At 66.1% G+C, this 23,338-nt stretch carries 24 protein-coding genes; 4 read left to right on the top strand and 20 right to left on the bottom strand.

Annotated features, from left to right (window positions below; genetic code table 11):
* Positions 1–7: 7 nt before the first annotated feature.
* The 5 genes from miaA to CXR02_RS18785 all read right to left on the bottom strand — a co-directional run bounded on the left by miaA (position 8) and on the right by CXR02_RS18785 (position 4,756).
* Complete coding sequence (miaA, locus tag CXR02_RS18805; RefSeq protein ID WP_104063368.1) at positions 8–904, bottom strand: tRNA (adenosine(37)-N6)-dimethylallyltransferase MiaA; 897 nt, start codon at positions 902–904, stop codon at positions 8–10.
* Between the two features lie 3 nt (positions 905–907).
* Positions 908–2,455, bottom strand: a complete 1,548-nt coding sequence (miaB, locus tag CXR02_RS18800; RefSeq protein ID WP_104063367.1) for a tRNA (N6-isopentenyl adenosine(37)-C2)-methylthiotransferase MiaB — start codon at positions 2,453–2,455, stop codon at positions 908–910.
* Positions 2,456–2,549: 94 nt separating this feature from the next.
* A complete protein-coding gene (locus tag CXR02_RS18795) occupies positions 2,550–3,053 on the bottom strand; it encodes a regulatory protein RecX (RefSeq protein WP_258061125.1) in 504 nt (167 codons plus the stop codon).
* A gap of 187 nt (positions 3,054–3,240) precedes the next feature.
* On the bottom strand, positions 3,241–4,299 hold the full coding sequence (gene recA, locus CXR02_RS18790) for a recombinase RecA (protein ID WP_104063365.1): 1,059 nt from the start codon (positions 4,297–4,299) through the stop codon (positions 3,241–3,243).
* Between the two features lie 232 nt (positions 4,300–4,531).
* The gene (locus CXR02_RS18785) at positions 4,532–4,756 is read right to left on the bottom strand and encodes a DUF3046 domain-containing protein (RefSeq protein ID WP_056343046.1); all 225 of its coding nucleotides are present in this window, start codon (positions 4,754–4,756) and stop codon (positions 4,532–4,534) included.
* A 41-nt stretch (positions 4,757–4,797) separates the two neighbouring features.
* Between CXR02_RS18785 and CXR02_RS18780 the strand changes: the two genes are divergently transcribed.
* Positions 4,798–5,367, top strand: coding sequence for a MarR family winged helix-turn-helix transcriptional regulator (locus CXR02_RS18780; protein ID WP_104063364.1), 570 nt, complete (start codon positions 4,798–4,800; stop codon positions 5,365–5,367).
* A 72-nt stretch (positions 5,368–5,439) separates the two neighbouring features.
* Here CXR02_RS18780 and CXR02_RS18775 read toward each other — a convergent pair whose 3' ends face one another.
* The 8 genes from CXR02_RS18775 to CXR02_RS18740 all read right to left on the bottom strand — a co-directional run bounded on the left by CXR02_RS18775 (position 5,440) and on the right by CXR02_RS18740 (position 14,177).
* Positions 5,440–5,892: a helix-turn-helix domain-containing protein gene (locus tag CXR02_RS18775; protein ID WP_056342905.1), complete on the bottom strand. Its 453-nt coding sequence runs from the start codon at positions 5,890–5,892 to the stop codon at positions 5,440–5,442.
* Positions 5,893–6,044: 152 nt separating this feature from the next.
* Positions 6,045–6,524, bottom strand: coding sequence for a CinA family protein (locus CXR02_RS18770; protein ID WP_104063363.1), 480 nt, complete (start codon positions 6,522–6,524; stop codon positions 6,045–6,047).
* A gap of 9 nt (positions 6,525–6,533) precedes the next feature.
* Positions 6,534–7,169 (bottom strand): CDP-diacylglycerol--glycerol-3-phosphate 3-phosphatidyltransferase, encoded by a 636-nt coding sequence (gene pgsA / locus CXR02_RS18765; RefSeq protein WP_104063362.1) that lies wholly within the window; start codon positions 7,167–7,169, stop codon positions 6,534–6,536.
* A 9-nt stretch (positions 7,170–7,178) separates the two neighbouring features.
* Complete coding sequence (locus CXR02_RS18760) at positions 7,179–10,100, bottom strand: DNA translocase FtsK (protein ID WP_104063361.1); 2,922 nt, start codon at positions 10,098–10,100, stop codon at positions 7,179–7,181.
* A 130-nt stretch (positions 10,101–10,230) separates the two neighbouring features.
* Entirely contained in the window at positions 10,231–11,922 is a 1,692-nt protein-coding gene (locus CXR02_RS18755; protein ID WP_058929474.1) for a ribonuclease J, read from the bottom strand.
* Positions 11,923–11,963: 41 nt separating this feature from the next.
* Entirely contained in the window at positions 11,964–12,872 is a 909-nt protein-coding gene (gene dapA / locus CXR02_RS18750; RefSeq protein ID WP_104063360.1) for a 4-hydroxy-tetrahydrodipicolinate synthase, read from the bottom strand.
* 125 nt (positions 12,873–12,997) lie between these two features.
* Entirely contained in the window at positions 12,998–13,744 is a 747-nt protein-coding gene (locus CXR02_RS18745; protein ID WP_104063359.1) for a carbon-nitrogen hydrolase family protein, read from the bottom strand.
* Between the two features lie 4 nt (positions 13,745–13,748).
* A complete protein-coding gene (locus tag CXR02_RS18740) occupies positions 13,749–14,177 on the bottom strand; it encodes a hypothetical protein (RefSeq protein ID WP_258061120.1) in 429 nt (142 codons plus the stop codon).
* Between the two features lie 106 nt (positions 14,178–14,283).
* Here CXR02_RS18740 and CXR02_RS18735 point away from each other — a divergent pair, with 106 nt between their 5' ends.
* Complete coding sequence (locus tag CXR02_RS18735) at positions 14,284–15,519, top strand: heparan-alpha-glucosaminide N-acetyltransferase domain-containing protein (protein WP_104063357.1); 1,236 nt, start codon at positions 14,284–14,286, stop codon at positions 15,517–15,519.
* A 75-nt stretch (positions 15,520–15,594) separates the two neighbouring features.
* Here CXR02_RS18735 and CXR02_RS18730 read toward each other — a convergent pair whose 3' ends face one another.
* From CXR02_RS18730 to CXR02_RS18700, 7 genes are all read right to left on the bottom strand, one after another.
* Positions 15,595–16,074, bottom strand: a complete 480-nt coding sequence (locus CXR02_RS18730) for a hypothetical protein (RefSeq protein ID WP_104063356.1) — start codon at positions 16,072–16,074, stop codon at positions 15,595–15,597.
* A gap of 3 nt (positions 16,075–16,077) precedes the next feature.
* The gene (dapB, locus tag CXR02_RS18725; RefSeq protein ID WP_104063355.1) at positions 16,078–16,848 is read right to left on the bottom strand and encodes a 4-hydroxy-tetrahydrodipicolinate reductase; all 771 of its coding nucleotides are present in this window, start codon (positions 16,846–16,848) and stop codon (positions 16,078–16,080) included.
* A gap of 94 nt (positions 16,849–16,942) precedes the next feature.
* On the bottom strand, positions 16,943–17,404 hold the full coding sequence (locus tag CXR02_RS18720) for a molybdenum cofactor biosynthesis protein MoaE (protein WP_104063354.1): 462 nt from the start codon (positions 17,402–17,404) through the stop codon (positions 16,943–16,945).
* Positions 17,394–17,954, bottom strand: a complete 561-nt coding sequence (locus CXR02_RS18715) for a MogA/MoaB family molybdenum cofactor biosynthesis protein (RefSeq protein WP_258061119.1) — start codon at positions 17,952–17,954, stop codon at positions 17,394–17,396. Before CXR02_RS18715 ends, CXR02_RS18720 begins: the two co-directional genes overlap by 11 nt.
* On the bottom strand, positions 17,951–18,445 hold the full coding sequence (gene moaC / locus CXR02_RS18710) for a cyclic pyranopterin monophosphate synthase MoaC (RefSeq protein WP_104063353.1): 495 nt from the start codon (positions 18,443–18,445) through the stop codon (positions 17,951–17,953). The genes CXR02_RS18715 and moaC overlap by 4 nt, the downstream gene beginning before the upstream one ends.
* Positions 18,433–19,719: a gephyrin-like molybdotransferase Glp gene (glp, locus tag CXR02_RS18705; protein ID WP_104063408.1), complete on the bottom strand. Its 1,287-nt coding sequence runs from the start codon at positions 19,717–19,719 to the stop codon at positions 18,433–18,435. Before glp ends, moaC begins: the two co-directional genes overlap by 13 nt.
* A 23-nt stretch (positions 19,720–19,742) precedes the next feature.
* On the bottom strand, positions 19,743–21,233 hold the full coding sequence (locus CXR02_RS18700; RefSeq protein ID WP_258061124.1) for a molybdopterin-dependent oxidoreductase: 1,491 nt from the start codon (positions 21,231–21,233) through the stop codon (positions 19,743–19,745).
* A 338-nt stretch (positions 21,234–21,571) separates the two neighbouring features.
* Here CXR02_RS18700 and moaA point away from each other — a divergent pair, with 338 nt between their 5' ends.
* Positions 21,572–22,774, top strand: coding sequence for a GTP 3',8-cyclase MoaA (moaA, locus tag CXR02_RS18695; RefSeq protein WP_181037287.1), 1,203 nt, complete (start codon positions 21,572–21,574; stop codon positions 22,772–22,774).
* 4 nt (positions 22,775–22,778) lie between these two features.
* Positions 22,779–23,045, top strand: a complete 267-nt coding sequence (locus tag CXR02_RS18690) for a MoaD/ThiS family protein (RefSeq protein ID WP_104063351.1) — start codon at positions 22,779–22,781, stop codon at positions 23,043–23,045.
* Positions 23,046–23,338 lie beyond the last annotated feature (293 nt).

Genomic DNA, 23,338 nt, shown 5'->3' with positions numbered 1-23,338 from the left:
TCCTAGATTACCGGCTGAGAGCCACGGCCTGGGACGTAAGGTCCGGCGCCTGCCAGTCCAGCCAGCTGATGCGGGGATCGGCACGGAACCACGTGAGCTGGCGCCTGGCGAACTGCCGGGTGGCCACAATGGTGTCCTCGGCTGCCTCGGCAACTGTTGAGCCGCCGTCGAGCACTTTCAGGAACTGGGCATAGCCCAGGGCCCGCGGCGCAGTCTTGCCGCCGCGGAGACCGGCCGCATCCAGCCGGCGCACTTCCGCCAACAACCCTTGGTCCACCATGTTGTGGACGCGCAGTGCCAGCCGTCCACGGAGGACGTCGCGGTCCACCGCCAGCCCGATCTGGACAGCAGGCTGGAAATACTCGCGCTGGGGCATAAAGGAGCTGAACGGCCTGCCGGTGAGCTCGTGGACTTCGAGCGCCCTGATGATCCGCCGCGAATCGGAGACACGGCCCGCCGACACCGGGTCCACCTCCCGGAGCCGCGCCAGGAGGACATCCTGGCCGGCTTCCTCGAGCTCAGCCTCAAGCCGTTGTCGGAGGGCGGGATCCGTGCCGGGGAATTCGAGGACGTCGAGGGCGGCCCGCACGTAGAGACCCGAACCGCCCGCCAGAATGGCGCGCTTGCCGCGTGCGTGGATATCGCTGACGATGCTCCGGGCCTGCTGCTGGAAGTCTGAAACGCTGGCTTCCTCCGTGACGTCCAGGATGTCCAGAAGGTGGTGGGGAACGCCCTTGCGTTCTGCCGGCGTGATCTTGGCGGTGCCTATGTCCATCCCGCGGTAGAACTGCATGGCATCGGCGTTGATGACCTCGCCGTCAAGTTCCAGGGCAAGGTTCACGGCCAGATCGGATTTACCGGACCCAGTGGGACCAACGACGGCAATAACCGGTGGCTGGGCCACCGGTCAGCGGCTCCGGACCGGCAGCGTGGGCATACCCAGCGAGACTCCGGTCCGGCCGGCGCCGCCTGCGGCAGCCGGCACGGGAGCCCCGCACGAGTCGGCCTGGGACCTGTCCCAGGCGTCCCCTGCGCGGGAGCGTCGCAGGCTGTAGTCCTGCACCGACGGGTCGGCCACAAGGTGGAAGGCCGCGGCTTCGGTGATGGTCACGGTGACCAGGTCACCCGGACGCGGTGTCTCTGCCCCCTCGGGAACAGAGAAGTGCACCAGCCGCTGGTCCTGGGACCGGCCGGACAGCCTGTGGGTTTCTTCGGACTTGCGCCCTGAATGGGCGGTGACCATCACCTCCACCCGGCGGCCAAGCTGCGTGGCGTTTTCCTCGGCGGCAATCCTGTCCTGCAGCGCGGTCAGGCGTTCAAAACGCTCCTGGACCACGGCCTTGGGAAGCTGGTCCGGCAGGTCCGCGGCGGGAGTACCCGGACGCTTCGAGTACTGGAACGTGAAAGCGGTCGCGAAGCGCGACTGCTCCACAACATCGAGGGTGGCCTGGAAGTCCTCCTCGGTTTCGCCGGGGAAGCCCACAATGATGTCGGTGGAGATGGCGGCGTGCGGGATCTTCTCTCGAACCTTGTCCAGGATGCCCAGGAACTTGGTGGACCGGTAGGACCGTTTCATGTCCTTCAGCACTTTGTCAGACCCCGACTGCAGCGGCATGTGCAGCTGCGGCATCACGTTGGGGGTTTCGGCCATGGCGTCAATGACGTCCTCGGTGAAGGCGGCGGGGTGGGGACTGGTGAAGCGGACCCGCTCCAGGCCGTTGATTTCCCCGCAGGCGCGCAGGAGCTTGGAGAACGCCTGCCGGTCACCGAACTCCACACCGTAGGAGTTCACGTTCTGGCCCAGCAGGGTGACCTCGATGGCGCCGTCATCCACCAGGGCCTGGATTTCAGCGAGGATGTCCCCCGGGCGGCGGTCCTTTTCCTTCCCGCGCAGGGCCGGGACGATGCAGAACGTGCAGGTGTTGTTGCAGCCGACCGAGATGGACACCCAGCCGGAATAGACCGAGTCACGCTTGGTGGGCAACGTGGAGGGGAAGACGTCCAGGGATTCGAGGATCTCCAGCTGGGCTTCGTTGTTGTGCCGGGCCCGGTCCAACAGTGCCGGGAGGGCTCCGACGTTGTGGGTGCCGAAGACAGCATCCACCCAGGGAGCCTTTTTCAGGATGGTCTCGCGGTCCTTCTGGGCCAGGCAGCCTCCCACGGCGATCTGCATCCCCGGGTTGGCGGCCTTGACGGGCGCCAGCATGCCCAGGTTGCCGTAGAGCTTGTTGTCCGCGTTTTCGCGGACCGCGCAGGTGTTGAACACCACGACGTCGGCCTGCTCGCCGCTGGCCGGTACGTAGCCCGCGGCCTCGAGCATGCCGGCCATCCGCTCCGAATCATGCACGTTCATCTGGCAGCCGAACGTGCGCACCTGATAGGTACGGGGCTGCTTGAGGGCTGGGTCGGCTGACGGGGCGGTACCGGATGCGGGGGAAGGAATGGTCAAACTCACCTGTTAAGGGTACCGGGTCACTACGGTTGCAGGATCGCCCAGGTTGCGGGATCGCTCAGGTTGCCGTAGGGGCGGGAGCGCCGCTTCCCCGGGCCTACAGATCCGGCCGGTTGTCCGGTGCGTCTGTTTGGGTCTCCGCATGTGCGTCGAGCACCTCGCCGACGATCCGGAACGCCTGCGACGGCTGATAGCCCTTGCGGGCAAGCATTGACGCCAGCCGCCGCGTGATCTTGTCCCGCTCGGCGCGGTCCGATAAATCCGTGCCTGCCTGGAGCTTCCGTTCCACCAGGAGCCGGGCCGACACTTCCTCGTCCGCGTCGGAAAGCTGTTCCAGTGCGGCGGCAGCGGTGTCCCCGTCAATCCCCTTGTCCGCCAGTTCGCGCCGGAGGGCCCCTTTGGCGAGCTTCCGAGACTGCGACCGGCTGCGCACCCACATGTCGGCGAACTCGGCGTCGTCAATGAGGCGGACCTCCTGGAAGCGGTCCAGGACGGCTTCCGCCACATCCTCCGGAATGTTCCGCTCGGCCAGTTTCCTAGCCAGCTGCAGCCGGCTCTTGGCCGAACTGGTCAACTGCCGGAGCACGATGGCCCGCGCCACGGACGCTGGATCCGGTTCTGCGTCTGGGTTTGCGTCGGCGTCTCCGGTGAGGGCAGCATCCGGATCGGGTCCGTCCGGCCCGAAGCCAGGGCGTCCGCCCCATCTCCGCTGCCGTCGCCCCGATCCGGTATCCTGCCCGGCCGCACGCCATCCGACGCTCTGCCCGGCCGTCACGTCAGGGACGTCCCTAGAAGCCGTCAACAGCCTTCAGCTTCGGCGTGTCTTTGACATCGGCTTCGGCGGGCTTGACTACCCCGACACCAAGCTTCTCCTTGATCAGGCGCTCCAGTTCGGTCGCCAGCTCGGGGTTGTCGCGCAGGAACCTGCGGGAGTTCTCCATGCCCTGGCCCAGCTGGTCGCCGTCGTACGTGAACCACGAACCCGACTTTTTGATGATGCCGTGCTCAACGCCCATGTCGATGATGCCGCCCTCGCGGGAGATGCCCTGGCCATAGATGATGTCGAATTCGGCGATCTTGAAGGGCGGGGCCATCTTGTTCTTGACGATCTTGGCCTTGGTGCGGTTACCGACGGAGTCGGCACCTTCCTTGAGCGTCTGGATCCGGCGGACGTCGATGCGGATGGAGGCGTAGAACTTCAGGGCCTTACCGCCCGTGGTGGTCTCCGGGGAGCCGAAGAACACGCCGATCTTTTCACGGAGCTGGTTGATGAAGATGGCGGTGGTTTTGGTCTGGCTCAGGCGGCCGGTGATCTTACGCAGCGCCTGGCTCATGAGGCGGGCCTGCAGACCCACGTGACTGTCGCCCATGTCACCCTCGATTTCCGCACGCGGCACCAGGGCAGCAACGGAGTCGATGACGATGACATCCAGCGAGCCGGAGCCGATCAGCATGTCCATGATTTCCAGGGCCTGCTCGCCTGTATCCGGCTGCGAGACCAGGAGGGCGTCCGTATCCACGCCCAGCCTGGCGGCGTACTCGGGGTCCAGTGCGTGCTCGGCATCGATGAAGGCGGCAATGCCGCCCAGGCGCTGCGCGTTGGCAACGGCATGCAGTGCCACGGTGGTCTTACCCGAAGATTCCGGGCCGTAGATCTCCACCACGCGGCCGCGGGGCAGGCCGCCAATTCCCAAGGCGACGTCCAACGCGATGGATCCGGTGGGGATGACTTCGATGGGGGCACGGACTTCATCGCCCAGCCGCATGACCGAGCCCTTGCCGAACTGCTTGTCAATCTGTGCCAGCGCTGCGTCGAGCGCCTTTTGACGATCCGGGGCTGCCGCCATGGTTCACACCTCTAATGCTTTCTCGCTTTGGAGTGGCCTCAGCGGCCATTTCTTGGTCATCTCTGACGCTAATGGCACCCGCTGACATTCTGGCCGGATGACATCGCCTATGTGGATAACCCACTACGAAAAGCATAGCTTTACCCGAACAGGTATTCGAACAGATCCGGCGGCGTGTCAGCCCAGAAAGGGCGCACGTGAGCCTGGGAACGCTGTCCGGTTGGTGGCGGCGTCAGTCGCGCAGGGGTTTGACGTCGCGTCCCAGGCGCCGCTCCGGCGGCACATCCTGGACATCGCAGATGGCCAGCCACACCTGCCGCGGGCTCATTCCGGCCGCGAGGGCCTGGTCGGCGGTTCGCCCGCCGGCCCCGGCCAGGACCAGGGTGCTGCTCAAGACCCGGGAGTAGCCAGCCCCGAATTCGTCGTCCATAAGCCGCCAATAGTCACTGATCCGCACCAATAGAGTCTCTCACGGCCCCGGACCCTAGAATTGTTGCCATGAGCAACACTGCCGACGGCCCTCCTGCCACAGGCCTCCCCGAAACCGGCCTTCCGGCGACGTCCCCTGCGGGGACAGGTACCGACAAGGACACCGTCGATGAGGCCCTGAACACCGTGGAACACCAAATCAGTCTCTTTTGGCGGCGCGCCCGGTCGGTGTCCCATCAGCTCTCGCGGCAGGTGCACCCGGACATGGAACCGGCAGCCTACGGCCTGCTTTCGGTCATCCGGCGCGAGGGACCCATCCGGTTGACAGACCTTGCCCTGAACATCGGAGTGGGCAAGCCATCCGTCAGCCGCCAGATCGCTTTCCTGGAAAGCATCGGGCTGGTGTTCAAGGAAGCTGACCCCCTGGACGGAAGGGCGCAGTCGATCCGCCTCACCGAAAAGGGCGAAGAAAAAATGCATCAGGTCCAGGATGCGCGCCGCCAGGATTTCCGTGAGCGGCTCGGTGAGTGGCCGGTCGGGGAACTGCAGACCCTCGCCGAATACATGGCAAAGCTCAACTCCCTCTTTGAACTCGACGGTTTCGCGAAGGACCCGTCCGCCGGCGACACTGCAAAATAGCCGCACACAGCAAAGCCTCCGGCCCATGGCCGGAGGCTTTGCTGTACTTCCTGTCTGGCTCCTGCGGACGGCTTACCGTGCGCCGGAAAGCAGGCCCTTGGACAGTTCGTTGTTGAGTTCAGCGTTCAGATCGCGATCAAGGTCGCGGCCGTAGCGCTGTGAGAATTCCTGGGGAACGGTGTCCGGAACCGCAACGCCCTCGGCGACGGCGACACGGTCGCTGACTTCCCTGAGCATGCTCGACAGCGGCACGTCCAGGGCTGAGCAGATTGAGGAAAGGAGCTCTGATGAAGCTTCCTTCTGGCCGCGCTCTACTTCGCTGAGGTAGCCCAAGGAAACACGGGCACTGTGCGAAACTTCGCGGAGCGTGCGTCCCTGGCGCTGGCGTACATCGCGCAGGACATCACCGATTTCGTGACGAAGTACAACCATCTTGCGCTCCTTCTGTTCGCTCTTGGCCTGATCGGCGAGGCCCACATCCTTCCAGCGGACAACGCCGTTTATGGATACGGGCTGCTTTACCATCTGTATCGCCTTGCTCCCTCATAAGTTCGGTCCGCCGTGGAGCGAACCGTGGTGGTTTATTCATCCTAGGCGCCTCCGCTCTCCGGAAGCGACACAATGTAATAACTAATGGACACCGGGATTTGTTCCCGGCAACTTTACGCCCGGTAGCTTCAGGAAGATAGGGCCGCGATCAGACTTTCCAGCGCGGCGCCGCAAGCCTGTCCGCGGATCTCTGCACGGTTCCCGGTGAAGGCGTATTCGAGATATGACGCGCCGTCCGCTGTGGCAACCCCGATGAACACCGCCCCCACCGCTTTGCCATCATGTTCCTCCGGGCCGGCTACTCCTGTGGTGGCAACGCCGATGTCAGCATGCAGCGCAGTCCTGGCCCCGGCCGCCATGGCCGCTGCGACAGCACCGTCAACGGATCCGGCGGCGGCCAGCAGCTCTGCCGGAACACCCAGGACGTCCACTTTGACGGAGTTCTGGTAGGCCACCACACCGCCTTGGAGCATGCCTGAGGCTCCGGCTGTGTCGGCGAGGACGGCGCTGACCATTCCCGCAGTGAGCGACTCCGCGGTCGCGACGGTGCGGCCCGTTTCCAGGGCCATTTTGACTGTCTGTTCCGCCAGGTGGTGAAGGTTGGTCACATCGGCTCCCTAGTTGCCAGCTGTAGTTTTTCCGGCCCGTTTGCCCTGTGACCGGATGCGCAGGGCTTCAATGACGTATTCGACGCCGGTCCATACCGTGATCAGTACAGCCACGATCATGACGGCGAAAGCCACCCAGACAAGCCACGGCGCCAGCGCGCCGAGGGGCAGGAGATACAGGAAGATCGCTGCCGTCTGAACGACCGTCTTGAGCTTGCCCCCGCGCGAGGCCGGGATGACACCGTACCGGATGACAAAGAAACGAAGGGCGGTGATGCCCCATTCCCTGACGAGGATGACGATGGTGACCCACCACGGCAGTTCATTCAGGATGGACAGCATCACCAGGGCTGAGCCGATGAGGAGCTTGTCGGCGATGGGGTCGGCGATTTTGCCGAAATTGGTGACGAGGCCGCGGCTCCTGGCGATGTCGCCGTCGAGCTTGTCAGTGTAGATGGCGACGGCGAAGGCCACCACAGCGGCCCAGCGCCAGGGCCCTGACTCGCTGCTTAGGCCAGGGGCATCGGCGAGGAGGAACCAGACGAAGAACGGCACCAGGGCGATGCGCAGCATGGTCAGGATGTTGGGAAGATTCCAGATTCCTGGGCTGCTGGAGCCGGCGGCAGTTGCTTCGGTGCTAGTCACACTCCTAGGCTACCGTCCGGTGAGCGACCAAGCGTCTTCGGAACCGTCTTCGTCGTCGCCCGAGGTGGCGTCGGCGCCGTCGAAGTACTCAACCTTCTGGCTGCGCTGGTCCAGGTCCGCCTGCACGAGGTCCTCCGCATAACCGCCCTGGGCAATGTTCGCGTTGGCGTTGTCGCTGAGCGCTGCCGTCTGTGAATCAGCAATGGCCGGCGCGTCCTGGCCCTTCATGGCTGCCAGCACCGACGCGAGGTCGTCCGGTTTCACCAGGACGTCGCGTGCCTTGGACCCTTCGGAGGGGCCGACCACTCCCCTGGACTCCAGGAGGTCCATTAGCCGTCCGGCCTTGGCGAAGCCCACCCGGAGCTTGCGCTGGAGCATTGACGTCGAACCGAACTGTGTGGTGACCACCAGTTCGGTGGCCGAAAGCAGCACTTCGAGGTCGTCCCCGATGTCGTCGTCGATCTGCTTTTTTGGCGCTTCGGGGGCGACATCGTGGCGGTAGTCGACTTTGAGCTGGCCCTTGACGTGTTCCACGACCTTGTGGATTTCAGACTCCGTGACCCAGGCGCCCTGGACACGCATGGCCTTGGAGGCACCCATCGGCAGGAACAGCGCATCGCCCTGGCCGATGAGTTTTTCGGCTCCGGGCTGGTCAAGGACCACGCGGGAGTCCGTGACGGAGGACGTGGCGAAGGCCATCCGGGAAGGCACGTTGGCCTTGATCAGGCCGGTGACGACGTCCACGGAGGGCCGCTGGGTGGCCAGGACCAGGTGGATGCCGGCGGCACGGGCCAGCTGGGTGATGCGGACGATGGAGTCTTCGACGTCGCGCGGGGCCACCATCATCAGGTCGGCGAGCTCGTCAACAATCACCAGCAGGTATGGGTAGGGCCGGATGACGCGCTTGGAGTCCACGGGCGGCTGGACCTTGCCGGCGCGGACCGCCTTGTTGAAGTCATCGATGTGCTTGAACCCGTAGTTGGCGAGGTCGTCGTACCGCGCATCCATTTCGCGGACCACCCACTGCAGGGCCTCGGCGGCCTTCTTCGGGTTGGTGATGATGGGCGTGATGAGGTGCGGGACGCCTTCGTAGGCGGTCAGTTCCACACGTTTGGGATCCACCATGACCATGCGGACCTCGTCCGGGGTTGCCCGCATGAGGATCGAGGTGATCATGGAGTTCACGAACGAGGACTTACCGGCGCCGGTGGCACCTGCGACGAGCAGGTGGGGCATCTTGGCGAGATTCGCCACGACATAACCGCCTTCGACGTCCTTGCCGACGCCCATCACCATGGGGTGGTCGGTCCGGCGGGCGTTCTGGCTGCGGAGGACGTCACCGAGGGAGACGGTTTCGCGGTCCGTATTGGGGATCTCGATACCAATGGCGGACTTGCCCGGGATGGGGCTGAGGATCCGGACGTCGCTGGAAGCCACTGCGTAGGAGATGTTCTTGGACAGGGCGGTGACGCGCTCCACCTTCGTGCCCGGGGACAGCTCAATCTCGTACCGCGTGACGGTGGGCCCGCGGCTGAAGCCGGTGACCTGTGCTTCCACGTTGAACTGGTTGAGGGTCTCGGTCAGGGAAGCGACGATCGCGTCGTTGGCCTCCGTGCGCTCTTTGGGAATGGAGCCCGGGGTCAGAACGTCCGACGGCGGCAGCGTGTAGGTGACGTCGCCCGCCAGTGAGAGTTGCTCGGTCCGCTGCGGAATGGGAGCCGGAAGGGGCATGGGCGTGACGGGCTTGGCCGGCACCTGCGCAGCGGCGGCCGGTGCAGCGTTGAGTGAGCCGGCGGCCACCATCCCGGGTGTGACCAGCGGGATGGCCTCGGTGGTGTTGTCCTCTGCCGGAGCCCGCCCTGCAGTACTGAGGCCCTGGGCCGCTTTGATTTTTTCGACGGCGATTTCCGCCTGGGTGGGGCGGCGCACGCCGGGAGCGGGGCGCGGTCCGCGACCCGACTTTGCGTCGGTCTCGTCGTCGTCGATGACGGCGTGCTCAAAGGCTTCGTCGCCCACGTAGCCTTCCAGCCCGACGTCGGACTCGTCGTCCTTGCCGAAGAAACGCCGCTTCTTCTTCCGCGGCGCCGGGGTTGCCTTCGATTCCTCGAGGTAGCTGCGGTCGTGGCTGTCCCCGCCGTCGCCGGGTTCCTGCAGGTCCAGGCCCATCAGATGCTCATAGGCACCCCGCAGGCGGCGTGGAATGGCCCCGAAGGGGGTGGCGGTAATGATGAGCAACGAGACGAAGGCCAGCAGGCCGTAGACCACCACGGGCACCGCCGCGTGGATGGCCGCGAGGGGTGAGGCGGCCAGGAAGCCGAGCATTCCGCCAGCCTGCCGGAGGCCGTCGAAGCCTTCGGCAACGGTGGGCTGCCCTCCCACCACGTGGGCAAGGCCGCAGCCCGCAAACGTCATGATGAGGAAACCGATTCCCACGCGGTTGTTTCCGCGGCCGTCGTCGGGCTGCCGGAAGAGCCGGAAGGCACACACAAAAAGCATCAGCGGCAAAAGCAGTGACATCCAACCGAAGGTGCCGTTGACTACGCCGTAGACGGCGTCGGGGAACCAGCCGGTCATTCCCCACCAGGCGAAGGTGGCGATGAAGACGCCCAGGGCAAGGTTGAACAGGGCCGCGCCGTCGCGGCGCTCCTCCGCCGGCAGGTCGCTGACATCGGAGCCGATCCTGCGGACACCGCCGCCGACCAGATGGCCCACGGCCAGCCAGGCGCCGCCGACAATACGCAGGAGCCAGGGCTGCCGCTGTTCGACGGCGGGCAGTTGGCGCGTGCGTGCGGTGCCGGCCGAAGAGCCAGCCCGGCCGCCGGTGCGGCTGGACGCTGTGGCGCCTGCACCGCGGCCCGCCGGGCTGCCGGATTTGGCGCTGGATTTGCCGCCAGCAGTGCCTCGGGGCGCGGGAGTGGTACGAGTGGCCATACGTGCCACGGTACCGGAACTGGCGCGGTTTTCCGCGGATTTCCGGCTGTTCCCGGCCTCATGTTGCGGATGGGAAAGGCCCGGTTCTACAAGAACCGGGCCTTTGCCATTCCGCTTGCCTTCGGGGCTGTTACGCCTCGAGGACCACCGGGATGATCATGGGCTTGCGGCGCAGCTTGCGGTTGACCCAGGTGCCGACCACTCGGCGGACAACCTGCTGGAGCTGGTGGGTGGTGTGGTCCGTGCGGTTGAGCACGGCTTCTTCCAGGGCGGCGTTGATCTTGGGGATGATCTCGTCGAAGACGGAATCGTCCTCGGCCACGCCGCGGGCGTGGATCTCGGGTCCGGAGACCACCTTGCCGGTGGTGCGGTTGATGACGGTGATGATGGAGATGAAGCCTTCATCGCCAAGGGTCTGGCGGTCTTTGAGGTCCGCTTCCGTGACTTCGCCGACGCTGGAGCCGTCCACGTAGACAAAGCCCACTTCAACCTGGCCTACCACGTCTGCGCGGTGGTCCTTAAGGTCGATCACGGTGCCGTTGTCGGCAAGGATGACGCTGGCGGTGGGGACGCCGGACTCGATGGCAATCTTGCCATTGGCGATCAGGTGGCGGGTCTCGCCGTGCACGGGCATGGCGTTGAGCGGCTCAAGGATGTTGTAGCAGTAGAGCAGTTCGCCGGCGGCTGCGTGTCCGGAAACGTGCACCTTGGCGTTGCCCTTGTGGATCACGTCCGCGCCCAGCTTGAGCAGGCCGTTGATGATGCGGAAGACGGCGTTTTCGTTGCCCGGGATGAGGCTGGAGGCCAGGATCACGGTGTCGCCGTCGCCCACCACTACGCGGTGGTCGCCGTTGGCCATGCGGGACAGCGCGGCCATCGGTTCGCCCTGGGAACCTGTAGACATCAGGACCACGCGGTTGTCCGGCATGTTGTCGATGTTCTTGATGTCCACGAGCAGGCCGTCGGGAACGTCGAGGTAGCCGAGCTTGGCGGCGATGGCCATGTTCCGGACCATGGAGCGGCCCACGAAGGCCACCTTGCGGTTGTGCTTGGCGGCGGCGTCCAGCACCTGCTGGACGCGGTGGACATGCGAGGAGAAGGACGCCACGATGATGCGCTTGGTGGCCTGGCCGAAGAGCCGTTCCAGCGTGGGGCCGATTTCCTTTTCGGCGGTGGTGAAGCCCGGCACGTCAGCGTTGGTGGAGTCGGACATAAAGAGGTCAACGCCCTCTTCACCCAGCTTGGCGAAGTGCCGGAGGTCGGTGATCCGGCCGTCCAGGGGCAGCTGGTCCATCTTGAAGTCGCCGGTGTGCAGGACAGTGCCGCCGGCCGTGCGGATGAACACGGCCAGTGCGTCGGGGATGGAGTGGTTGACCGCGACAAACTCGCATTCGAAGGGGCCAAACTTTTCGACCTGACCCTCTTCAACGGTCATCGTGTACGGACGGATCCGGTGTTCCTGCAGCTTGGCCTCGATGAGCGCCAGCGTCAGTTGTGAGCCCACCAGGGGGATGTCGGCGCGCAGCCGCAGAAGGTAGGGAACGGCGCCGATGTGGTCCTCGTGGCCGTGGGTCAGGACAACGGCCACGATGTCGTCGACACGGTTCTCGATGTAGGAGAAATCGGGCAGGATCAGGTCAACGCCGGGCTGGGTCTCCTCCGGGAAGAGAACACCACAGTCCACGATGAGCAGTTTTCCGTCGATTTCGAACACGGCCATGTTCCGGCCGATCTCCCCCAGTCCGCCCAGCGGAACGATCCGGAGGGTGCCTTGCGGCAGGCGTGGAGGCGTGACAAGGCCGGGAAGGGCGGTTTGGGTCATAGTGCACTACTTTCCAGGCGGAAGGGTGCTGATCTTAGCCCTCAGGGAAAGACCAGCCCCGCTTCCGCCAAATCCTCGCGGATGGTTACGATCTCGGCTTCGTCCGGCTCCACGAGGGGCAAACGGACAATCGAGTTGGGCAGGACTCCCTGCCATTTAAGAATTTGTTTGGCTGCAACGGCTCCCTGGACGCGGGTCATCGTTGCCCTCACGACGGGCAGCAGCTCGAAGTTGATCTTACGCGCGGTTTCGAGGTCGTTCGCGTTGATGGCGTCAATCAGCTCGCGGAAGCGGCGGGTTGCGACGTGGGTTGTCACACCCACGAGCCCGACGGCGCCAAGGGACATCCACGGAAGGGTCAATCCGTCGTCGCCGGAGTAGAAGTACAGGTCCGTCTCTGCCATCACGCGGCTGGCTGCCATGAAATCGGCCTTGGCATCCTTGACGGCGACGATGTTCGGGTGCTGCGCCAGGCGGATCATGGTTTCGGGCTCGATCGCGATGGAGGAGCGGCCCGGAATGTCATAGAGCATAACGGGCACATCGGTTGCGGATGCGACGGTCTCGAAGTGTGCCCGGACCCCGGCCTGGCTGGGCTTGTTGTAGTACGGCGTGACGAGCAGCAAGCCGTCGACGCCGAGCGCTGCCGCCTGCTGGGAGAGGCGCACCGAATGTGCGGTGTCGTTCGTCCCGGTGCCGGCGATGATGGCGGAGCGGTCTCCCACGGCCTCCTTGACAGCACGGAACATGCCAAGGTTTTCTTCATCCGAGAGGGTGGACGTTTCGCCGGTGGTCCCGGTGACGACCAGGCCGTCGCAGCCATCGTCCACAAGCTTGGTGGCCAGTTCGGCCGCCTGCTTGTAGTCCACGGCGCCATCCTTGGTGAAGGGCGTGACCATAGCGGTCAGGAGCGTACCAAGGGCAGGAGCGGTGGCGGATTTGTGAGGCATGGAAAAAACGTTACCCTGTCGGCGGCTGGTTAGGACAATGGGGACGGCGTGATCCGCGTCAACTAGCGGGCCGCGATGCCCCAGGGAATGGGGTCAGCACGCACCGCAGGTCGACTCCCGCGGAGTCAGCGGAATTTCCGCAAGGCACTCCGTTGCAGGATGGCGGTGACTATTTCGGTGCCGGTTCCGGCAGCCTTTTTCATTTCGAAGCCATCCGGTCCCCAGAACCCGCTGAGGCCGCAGGAGGGGCCCAGCGCCGTGTGTCCGCCAAGGTTCGCCAAGATGGCGAACATCCTGTTGTCCATGGCCCTGGCTCCGAGATGCAGGCCAAGCCGCCGTTCTTCCGCCTGCGTGTACAGGGCCGAAACGGCATAGATATCCGCGCCGGCCTGGGCTGCCCCGCTGGAGTGGTCCGGAACCGCGGCGTCAAAACAGATGGCCAGCGCGATCTTCCAGCCATCCAGCTCGATCACGACGGCACCGTCGCCCGCGGCGAAGGCCTCCCGCTCCGGGCCGTGGAGGTGGGTTTTGAACCCGAGTCCAGTGGTGCCGTCGGGGTGGATCACGAGGCTGGCGAGCCGCGGTGTGCCGTCAGGTTCCCGATAGGCAGCACCTGCCACGGCGGTGATCCCCGTCCGGCGGCAGATTTCGTGGAGATCGGCCAAGCGCGGGTCATCGCGTTGAAGCCACGAGTCGTCAGCAGCCAGTAGCGCCAGGTTGTACCCCGTCAACGACAGCTCAGGAAACACCACCAGCCGGGCTCCGTGGGATTCGGCGTCCTCGACCAGCCGGACGTGTTCTTGCACGTTCGGGATAATCCCGCCTTCCAGCGCCTGGTACTGCACGGTAGAGACGGTCAGGGCATCAGTCACCCCTCTATCCTAGGGATGCGCGCCTGGCCGAGGGAACTACGCCATCCTGCGGCTTCCCCGGCTGGCAGTAACGGTCCACCGCAGCCTCCCGCAGCACCTCAGCCCAGGCCGCGAGCCGCTGGGCCGCCCGGACGTAGTGGAACAGTTCCGTGGGCGTCAAGGCGTCGAGGTCGGTTTCGTCCAACCTGCGGGCCAGCTCTGCACCCGCCGGCTGGGCGGTGAGTGTGACGCCTTCGTCCTGCCACTGGATGTCCACCGGCGGCCGACCTGTCACGAGCTGGCGGAAGAGGAAGTCCACCACTCCCGGGCTCATCGCTTTCATCAGCCCAACAGGCTGTGCCGAGCCGGGGTACTGGGCGTCCCGAGAGGGGCGCACGGATCCGCCGGCGGTTGGGGATTCCGGGAAGGGTCGCGGCTGGGATGGGGTTTGCATGGTGTCCATATTATTCGAACATATATTCGAACGCAAGGTCTACAAGACCGCGTTTCCGGCTGGCTCTTGACTGCTGCCACAAAGGTTGGTGTGAGAACATCGCCTCATGACGTCCCGTGCCCCGGCAAGACCCTCGCGGGTGCCTCGAACCTCACAGGCCGTGGGCCGCCTCCGCGGTATTGACGCAGCCAGGGGGCTGGCGCTCCTTGGCATGATGGCCACACATCTGCTCCCCACCTTCGAGACAAACGCCGACCTCACTCCCACGTGGATCGGCCTGACCTTCTCCGGCCGCGCGGCAGCCCTCTTCGCCGTGTTGGCGGGCGTGGGCCTGGCGCTGTCCACCGGCAAACAGGTACCTCCGGAAGGTGTTGCCCTGAACGCAGCACGCCGCGGCATAGCACTGCGCGCCCTGGTGATTGCCGCCGTCGGGCTCTCATTGGGCGGGCTGGAAGTGAACCTTGCGATCATCCTGGTCCACTACGCCCTGCTGTTCCTGTGCATCCTGCCGTTCCTGGGCCTGAAGCTGAAGGCACTGTGCGCCTGGGCGGTCGGCTGGATCGTCGTTTCCCCGGTCCTCGCATATCTCCTCCGCCCCTGGCTTATGGCAGCCAATCCGCCCCTGAATCTGGGGCACAACCCGTCTTGGGAAGACCTCTCGACCCCGTTCCCCCTGCTGGGAGACCTGTTCCTGACCGGTTACTACCCGGTGTTCCAGTGGCTGTCGTACCTGCTGGTGGGCCTGGTCATTGGCCGGCTGGCCCTCGCCAAGGCGATGGTTCCTGTCCTGCTGCTTGCCGGCGGGACTGCGGTGGCCGCACTGGCCAAGGCTTTGGGCACCGCCGCAATGGAGACCTGGGGCGGCCGGGCCGCGCTGGAGGCAGTCCTGAACGCCCCCGGATACCCGCTGGACAGTGTCCTCCAGGTCAACCTCACGGGAATCCGGCAGGAAGGATCGTGGTGGTGGCTGGCGGCCGCGGCACCGCATTCGGCCACCACGCTGGATCTGCTTCACACCTGCGGCGTGGCGGCCGCCGTTGTGGGTGTGTTCCTCCTGCTCGGCAGGCTGGCTGACTGGCTGGACCTGGACCTGTTGCTGCCGCTGCGCGGCGCGGGGGCGATGACGCTCACGCTCTACTCAGTGCATGTGTGGGTGGTTTCGGCGTTCTACCTGAAGCCGCTGCCCGCGGGCTGGACCGAGGCGGGGATGTACTGGGCACATGCCGCGACGGCCATCGCCGTGGGCATCGTGTTTGTCCTCCTGAAATGGCGGGGGCCACTGGAACTGGTGGGCCATGCCGCCAACCAACTGGGGCGCGGCGGACGAGCCGGCCTGCGCTAGCCTGCCGCCATTGACCTGCCGCCATTGACCTGCCGCCGAGAGCAGTCGCCGAGAGCAGTCGCCGAGAGCAGTCTCCTACGCCGGAACGTTGCCGCGGAACAGCTTCACGGCGTCGCGCATGGAGGCGCGGGCGCGCTTGCGGTCCCCGGCAGCGTCATAGGCGCAGCTGAGCCGGAACCACGAACGCCAGTCGCCGGGCGCGGCCTCAGCCTCGGCCTTGTACTTTTCGAATTCCAGATCCGCCGCTGAGCGGACGATCCGGCCGGCGGGTGTGCGCGGGAGTTCGTCCACCGGGAGCCCGCCTTCGGCCTCGAGGACCTTGGCCATCTGTTCCGTGCGCGCACCGAACAGCAGTTCACGGATCATGGCCCAGGCGCCGATGGCCGGGAGGACCAGGTAGGCCGCTCCGATGGCCTTGGCGGCGGGGTTGCTGTCCAGCAGCAGGAGAACGGAGCGCTGGAAGGACACCACCAGGTAGAAGACCAGCAGGAGCGTGACGGCACCCACCCAGATCTTGGTGCGGTTCTTCCGGAACGCAGCCAGGAACTCGCCCACGGTCTAGAGCCCCAAGTCCAGGTAGCCGTCCAGGCCCACTGTCAGTCCCGGATGCGCGGCGACGTTTCGCACGCCAAGCAGCACGCCGGGCATAAAGGAAGCACGGTCAAAGGAATCATGGCGGAAGGTCAGCTGCTCCCCCGGACCGCCAAGCAGCACCTCCTGGTGGGCCACCAGCCCGCGCAGCCGGACGCTGTGAACGCGGACTCCTTCAACATCGCAACCCCGAGCGCCGGCGAGTTCGCTGGTGGTCGCGTCCGGACTGGGCGGAACGTCCGCAGCCTTGCGCTCGGCTGCGATGAGCTGGGCGGTGCGCACAGCGGTCCCGGACGGCGCATCAACCTTTTCGGGGTGATGCAGTTCGATGATTTCCACGGACTCGAAATATTTGGAAGCCTTGGCAGCGAAGGCCGAGGCCAGCACGGAGCCGAGGGCAAAGTTGGGGGCGATCAGCACTCCGGTTTCCGGATTCTCTGCCAGCAGTGCTTCCAGGGCGGCGAGCCGTGTGGAATCCCAACCGGTGGTTCCCACGACGGCGTGCATGCCATGCTCGACGGCGTAGCGGACGTTCGCTTCCGTGCTCTCGGGGACGGTGAGGTCCACTACGATGTGGGCACCCGAAGTGGCCAGCTGGTCCAGCGAGTCGCCGCGTCCCAGGGCGGCTACGAGCATCAGGTCGGAGGCAGCTTCAACGGCCTTTACGGCTTCGGCGCCCATGCGCCCGTTGGCGCCCAGGACAGCCACGCGGGTGGGCACGGAGAGTTGTTCGGTCATGCCGTTAACCCTACCGTCGGGCCGGGTGCGGGATTGAACCGGAGGCTGTGCGTTACCTCGCAACCACCGGCAGGCGAAGGGAAGCCAGTGGTGCTCAGCTGCCTGCGCCCACCCACTCCACCGTGCCGTCGGCGAAGAACTGTTCCTTCCAGATGGGAACCTGCTCCTTGATGCGGTCCACGAGTTCAGAACACACGGCAAAGGCCTGTCCGCGGTGCGCAGCCGAGACCGCACAGACCAGCGCCGGATCTCCGATTTCCAGCATCCCAATGCGGTGGGCAGCCCAGATCCGCACGGGCTGCGTGGCGGCCCCGTCGCCGGCATGTTCGGCGGCCAGCCGGGCGACGACGTCGGCCATGACCTGGTGAGCCGTGGGGTGCGCACTGTAACTGAGCCGCTCCACTGCCTTGCCGCCGTCGTGATTCCGCACCACGCCGCTGAAGCTGACCACGGCCCCTGCGGTGTCAGACTCCACCGCGGCGATGGCCTGGTCCACGGAAATGGGTTCTGGGCTCAGTACCGCGTGCACCACTTCGAAAACCGATTCAGTGCCCATGGCCGCCCTCCAGTTGGTCGCACAGGTGCCCGATCAACGGGTCCAGCACCGACAGGCCGTCCATAACGCCTTTGGGTGACCCGGGCAGGTTAATGATGAACGTCTCCCCGGCAGCTCCGGCGTGGCCGCGGCTGAGCGCCGCAAGCGGTGTTTTGGCTGCGCCTTCGCGCCGGATGGCCTCCATGATGCCCGGGATTTCGCGGTCCAGAAGCGGCAGGGTGACGTCGGGTGTGCGGTCGTCCGGACTGAGCCCCGTGCCTCCACTGGTGATCACGACGGCGGGATGCTGGGTGAGGAGCGCCCGGATCGCCGCACCGACAGGCTCACCGTCCGGAACCACCATGGCCGGGTATGCCTCGAAGCCGTGCTCGGTGAGCCAGTCGATGATGACGGGCCCGGTTTCGTCCTCATAGATGCCTGCGGCGGCCCGGGTGGATGCGATGACAACCCCGGCCTTCCGGCCCTGCACCTCGCCGTGCGTGTGCGGCACCGGCAGGTGCGTGTGCGGCTCGGTGTTGGGCTCAGGCGTGTAAGTGTTCTCAGTGCTCATAGTGTCCAGTCCCCGCTCTTGCCGCCGCTTTTCGCCAGCACTTTGATGTCGGTCAGCACGGCGTGTTTGTCGACGGCCTTGATCATGTCGTACACGCTGAGCGCAGCCACGGAGGCCGCCGTCAGCGCTTCCATCTCCACCCCGGTGACCCCGCGGGTCTTAACCGTGGCCAGGATCGCAACGGAATCGGTTCCGAGCTCGAAGTCCACGGTGACTTTCGAGAGCGGCAAGGGATGGCATAGCGGGATGAGTTCGGGCGTCTTTTTTGCGGCCATAATGCCGGCAACCCGCGCCACGGCCAGGGCATCACCCTTGGGCAGGCCGCCTGATCCGAGCAGGCCCAGCACTTCCTCAGTGGTACGGACCGTGGCCGTAGCGGTGGCTTCGCGGGTGGTTTCGGCTTTCGCGGACACGTCCACCATTTGTGCGCTGCCGTCCTGGCGCAGATGGGTCAGCGCGGACGGGCTATGTTCTGGATTCACAGCATCCATACTTCCACCTCGTCGCCCTCGGCGAGCGCCGAGACCCCTACGGGTACGTGCACCAGCGCGTTGGAGCCGGCGAGGGCGTGCATAAGGTGGGAGCTTTCGCCCCCTTCCAGTCGGACGGTTCCGTCCCCCTGGAGGGTTCCGCGCCGGACCTGATGCTTGTGTTCAGGCGACGAAAGGCTGTGGCCCAGCCGTGCGTGTACAGGGATCCGCGGTGACGGTGCTCCGAACAGTTCAGCCAGCACAGGCCGCAGGAACATTTCGAAGGAAACCAGGCAGCTAACAGGGTTTCCCGGGAATCCGAGGAAGGGCACCCCGTCGAACGTCCCGATGCCCTGCGGGCCACCAGGCTGCATCGCGACATTAAGGAACTCGGTAGGCTGCCCGTCCATGGCCTGGCGGACCACTTCGTAGGCTCCTTTGCTGACGCCGCCCGTGGTGACGATCAGGTCCACCGTGCCGGCGTGGCTGCGCAGGAGTGCCCGGAATTCGTCAGGATGGTCCGAGGCAATGGCCGTGCGCACGACGGCCAGGCCCGCTTGCCGCATGGCGCTTTCGAGGAGGGTTCCGTTGGAATCGTAGATCTTGCCGGCCGGCAGGGGCTGGCCGGGTTCCACCACTTCGTCGCCCGTGGTGGCCAGCAGGACGGTCACCGGCCTGCGCACAGTAACTTCAGCGATCCCCAGGGCCGCCAGCAGCCCCAGCTGCGCCGGGCCAAGGAAGGTTCCCGAGGCCAGCGCCGGCTCCCCCGCCGCAATGTCACTCCCGGCCGACCGCACGAATGTGCCGGCCGCCGTCGCCGGCAGCCACACAGTGGTTGTTTCCCCCGGGGCAGGGAACCGGTCCGGAACAGCACGTTCCACGGGCACGACGGCGTCAGCACCGGCGGGAATCATGGCTCCCGTCATGATGGGGGCGGCAGTGCCGCGGTCCAGGGCCGCCGGCACGGCACCTGCCGGAACGGGGACAACCACAGGCAGCTCCGCACCGCCGTCGGGCACGTCCAGGCTGTTGACGGCAAAGCCGTCCATTTGGGAGTTGGCGAACGGCGGGAGGTTCAGGGGGGCCATCACGTCCTGGGCCAGGCCCTTGCCCAGCGCGTCGTGAAGTGCCAGCGTTTCCGTCCGGCCCTGGGCGAGCAGGGGCGCCAGCAGTTCGGTCACGGCGGCGCGGTGCAGGGCGACGGACCGTGCCTGGTGGGGCGTGTGGCCGTGCCCGAAGTGGACGTGCTCGCTGCTGCTCGGGGTGTGGCCGTGCTGGTGCGGAGGGCTGTGCATGGTCCTGCCTTCGGTCCGGGCGGTCATGGATTCACGTCAACTCTAATGGTGTGGAAGCCTGTGGCACCGTCGGGCGTAACCGGCCGGCGTTCCTCCACCTGCGGCTCGCCGTTGAGGTCCGTGGCGCGGACCTGGACCTCGTACTGGCCGGGAGTCAGCTCGATGCCCAGCTGCCACTGGTACCAGGTGTCCAGCGAAATCCCGGGCGCGAGGCGGGCTTCCTGCCACGGACCGCGGTTGACGCGGAGTTCCACCTTGCCGATCCCGGTGTGCTGGGCCCAGGCCACACCACCGAACATGACCGTTCCGGCCCCCACCCGCCGGCCGGTGCGGGGCACATCGATCCGCGAGGACGTTTTGATGGGGCCGCGGTCGGACCAGCCGCGCGGCGTCCAATAGCCGACGTCGTCCGCGAACCTGGTGACGCGGAGTTCAGTGAGCCATTTGGTCGCGGAAACGTAGCCGTAGAGGCCCGGCACGATCAACCGGACCGGGAAGCCGTGTTCCAGCGGCAACGGTTCGCCGTTCATCCCCACCGCAAGCAAGGCGTCGCGCTGATCAGTGAGGACCTCCAGCGGTGTGCCCGCCGTCCAGCCGTCGGAGCTCCGGGACAGCACCATGTCGGCGCCGGATTGCGGCCGGGCAAGGGCCAGGAGTTCCCGCACCGGCCAGCCGAGCCAGCGTGCATTGCCGATCAGGTCTCCACCCACTTCGTTGGAGACGCAGGCGATGGTCACATGACGTTCGATCAGCGGCTTGGCCAGAAGATCTGCCAGGTTCAGCTCAATCTCCTGTTCCACCATTCCCGTGACGCGGAGTACCCAGGATTCGGGGTCGAGGGACGGGACAATCAGGGCAGTGTCGATCCGGTAGAAGTCACGGTTCGGTGTAACCAGCGGCTGCATTCCGTCCAGGCCTACCTCGGCGCCGGCCGGGATGGCGGGCGCTCCGGAGACTGCGGCCGGCAACTGCAGCTTTTCGCGGGCGGTGCTGATGCTGGCGGCGGCGCCTCGCCAGACCGCGGCCACAACCCCGCCAACGGCGGTGGCCCCGGCGCTCGCTGCCAGGACCTGCAGGAACGTGCGCCGTCCGGCGGTTCTTTCCGTACCCGCGGGAACTTGCGCCGTCGCGGCCTCTGTCCCGGCTGCTGTCCCCGCGGCGTCTGTCCCGGCTGCTGTCACGGCTGCTGTTCCCGCTGCACCGGCCGGGAGCCCTTCGTGGAGCCGGCGGATCAGCCATCCCAGCAGGAGCGCACCGGACACGGCTGCGGCCAGTGCCACTACAGCCGCAGCCGGGGTCATCTGGGCGCGGGTAAGCACCGCGGTAAGCCCGACGAGCCCAAAAACACCAATCACCGCCGCACCGGCAAACCGCCTGCGCTGCTCCAGGATCCCGGCCAACGACCCGACAGCCACGATAACCAGCAGCATCCCGCCCACGAACACGGCCTTGTCTGCGGTGCCGAAAAGGGAGATGGCCCAGTCCTTCACACCCGGCGGCACAGCATCGATCATGGCCCCGCCCACTGCCGTCAGCGGCGAGAGGGACGGACTGAACAGACCTGCCAGCAGCTCCCCTATGACGACGGCGGCGCCGGCGGCCACTGCCCCCGAGGCGGCAGCCCAGCGGCGGCTGCCTTGAGCGGCACCGTCGGTTCCCAAGCGCCCGGGAGAGGTGGCGCCGTCGTCGGCCGTTTCCTGCAGGGGCTGGGATCTGTTCACCTCTCCAGCATAGGTTCGCCAGGCCCCGGCAGCGCGGGACTTCGCCACCGTTCGGAGGGACTTCCGGCGATGGACCGGATCCCGGACGTCATGGGCGTGATCCGGGGGTAAACGTGGCGTAGCCTGAATTCATGAGTGTTCAGCTAGGCATGCCACAACCCCGGGAGGATGCAGGGCCGGGGCTGCCGCCTGCCCGGCCGGCCGGCACGGCGCCGGGGCTGCTGGACCAGTACGGCCGCCGGGCAACGGACATGCGGCTGTCGCTGACGGACAAATGCAACCTGCGCTGCACCTACTGCATGCCGGCCGAAGGGCTTGAATGGCTTTCCAAGCAGGCCGTGATGTCCGCCGAGGAGATCGTGCGGATTGTCCGGATCGGCGTGGAGCTGCTCGGTGTTCGCGAACTGCGCCTGACCGGCGGGGAGCCACTGGTCCGTGCGGACCTGATTGACATCATTGCGGCCCTGCGCAGCAACCATCCGGAACTGCCCATCTCCATGACCACCAACGGCGTGGGCCTGGACAAGAAGGCCGCCGCGCTCAAGGCTGCGGGCCTGACCCGCATCAACGTCTCACTGGATTCGCTGCACGAAGAAACCTTCACCAAGCTGACCCGGCGCCCCTTCCTTGACCGTGTCCTGGCCGGCGTCGATGCCGCCTGGGCCGCGGGACTGGGCCCCGTCAAACTCAACGCAGTCCTGATGCGGGGCATCAACGACACCGAGTCGCCGTCCCTGCTCGCGTGGGCGCTGGACCGCGGCTACGAACTTCGCTTCATCGAGCAGATGCCCCTTGACGCGGACCACGGCTGGACGCGGCGGAACATGATCACGGCGGCCGAGATCCGAGCCCTGCTCTCGCACGACTTTGTGTTGACTCCCGATCCGCGCGCCCGCGACGGTGCCCCCGCGGAACGCTTTGAAGTACGACGCCGGGCGGCCGGGACCGCGGGGCCGGCTGGTCCGGTGCTGGGTACCGAGGGACTAGTGTCTGCCGCTGACGTGCATCGGCCGGAAGGCGTGGAGGCGGCGCCGGAAGCCCACGGGCCGGTGCTCGGCACCGTGGGCATCATCGCGTCCGTCACGGAGCCTTTCTGCTCCGACTGCCGTCGCACTCGGATCACAGCCGAGGGCAAGATCATGAGCTGCCTGTTCTCCCGTGAGGAGTTTGATCTCTTAGGTCTTCTGCGGGACGGCGCCAGTGATCAGGCCCTGGCCGAACGCTGGCAGGATGCCATGTGGGTCAAGCCAAAGGCCCACGGCATGGACCACACAGGTCTCGGCGCGGCGGACTTTGTCCAGCCGGACCGCAGCATGAGCGCCATCGGAGGCTGAATTCTTGAACGTACGTTACTTCGCTGCCGCACGCGCTGCCGCTGGGGTCGAAGAGGAGTTCGTTGATCTCGCGCCGGGGGCCACAGTGGCCGACCTGCTGCAGGCAGTCCTGGCTGTGGACCGCGCCGAGCCCGCTGCCGGCACTCCTCCCCTGCAACGTATCCTGTCCCGGAGCAGTTTCCTGCTCAACGAGGTGGCCGTCCGGGACCGCACGACTGTGTTAAATCCGGACGACGTGGTTGACGTGCTGCCTCCTTTCGCCGGCGGGTAGGACACCTCGCAGACGGCCCGAGGGGATTCTCCCAGACAGTTGAGGCGCCGGATCCTTGGCGCGAGCGGACAGTTGAGGCCCCGGTCTGAGGGCCAGAACCGCGCCCTCGCGCCGAAACGGCCGGGCTCTTAGTCGCGATAGCTGCCATGACGGCCATCGTAGCCATTGAGTTATGCACATCGGCATTCAGCCTCGCCGTTATTGTCAGACCCTCCGGGGATGATTTGAGTATGGATAGCAGAGCAGCTGTGGCGGCGGCGGAGGCCCTTTCGGTGTCTTTCGCTGAGCTTGCT

The sequence above is a fragment of the Arthrobacter sp. 4R501 genome (assembly GCF_002929755.1).
Lineage (GTDB): Bacteria > Actinomycetota > Actinomycetes > Actinomycetales > Micrococcaceae > Arthrobacter.
Note: the sequence above shows the minus strand (reverse complement) of the source record. Positions and strands in the feature narration are given on the sequence as shown.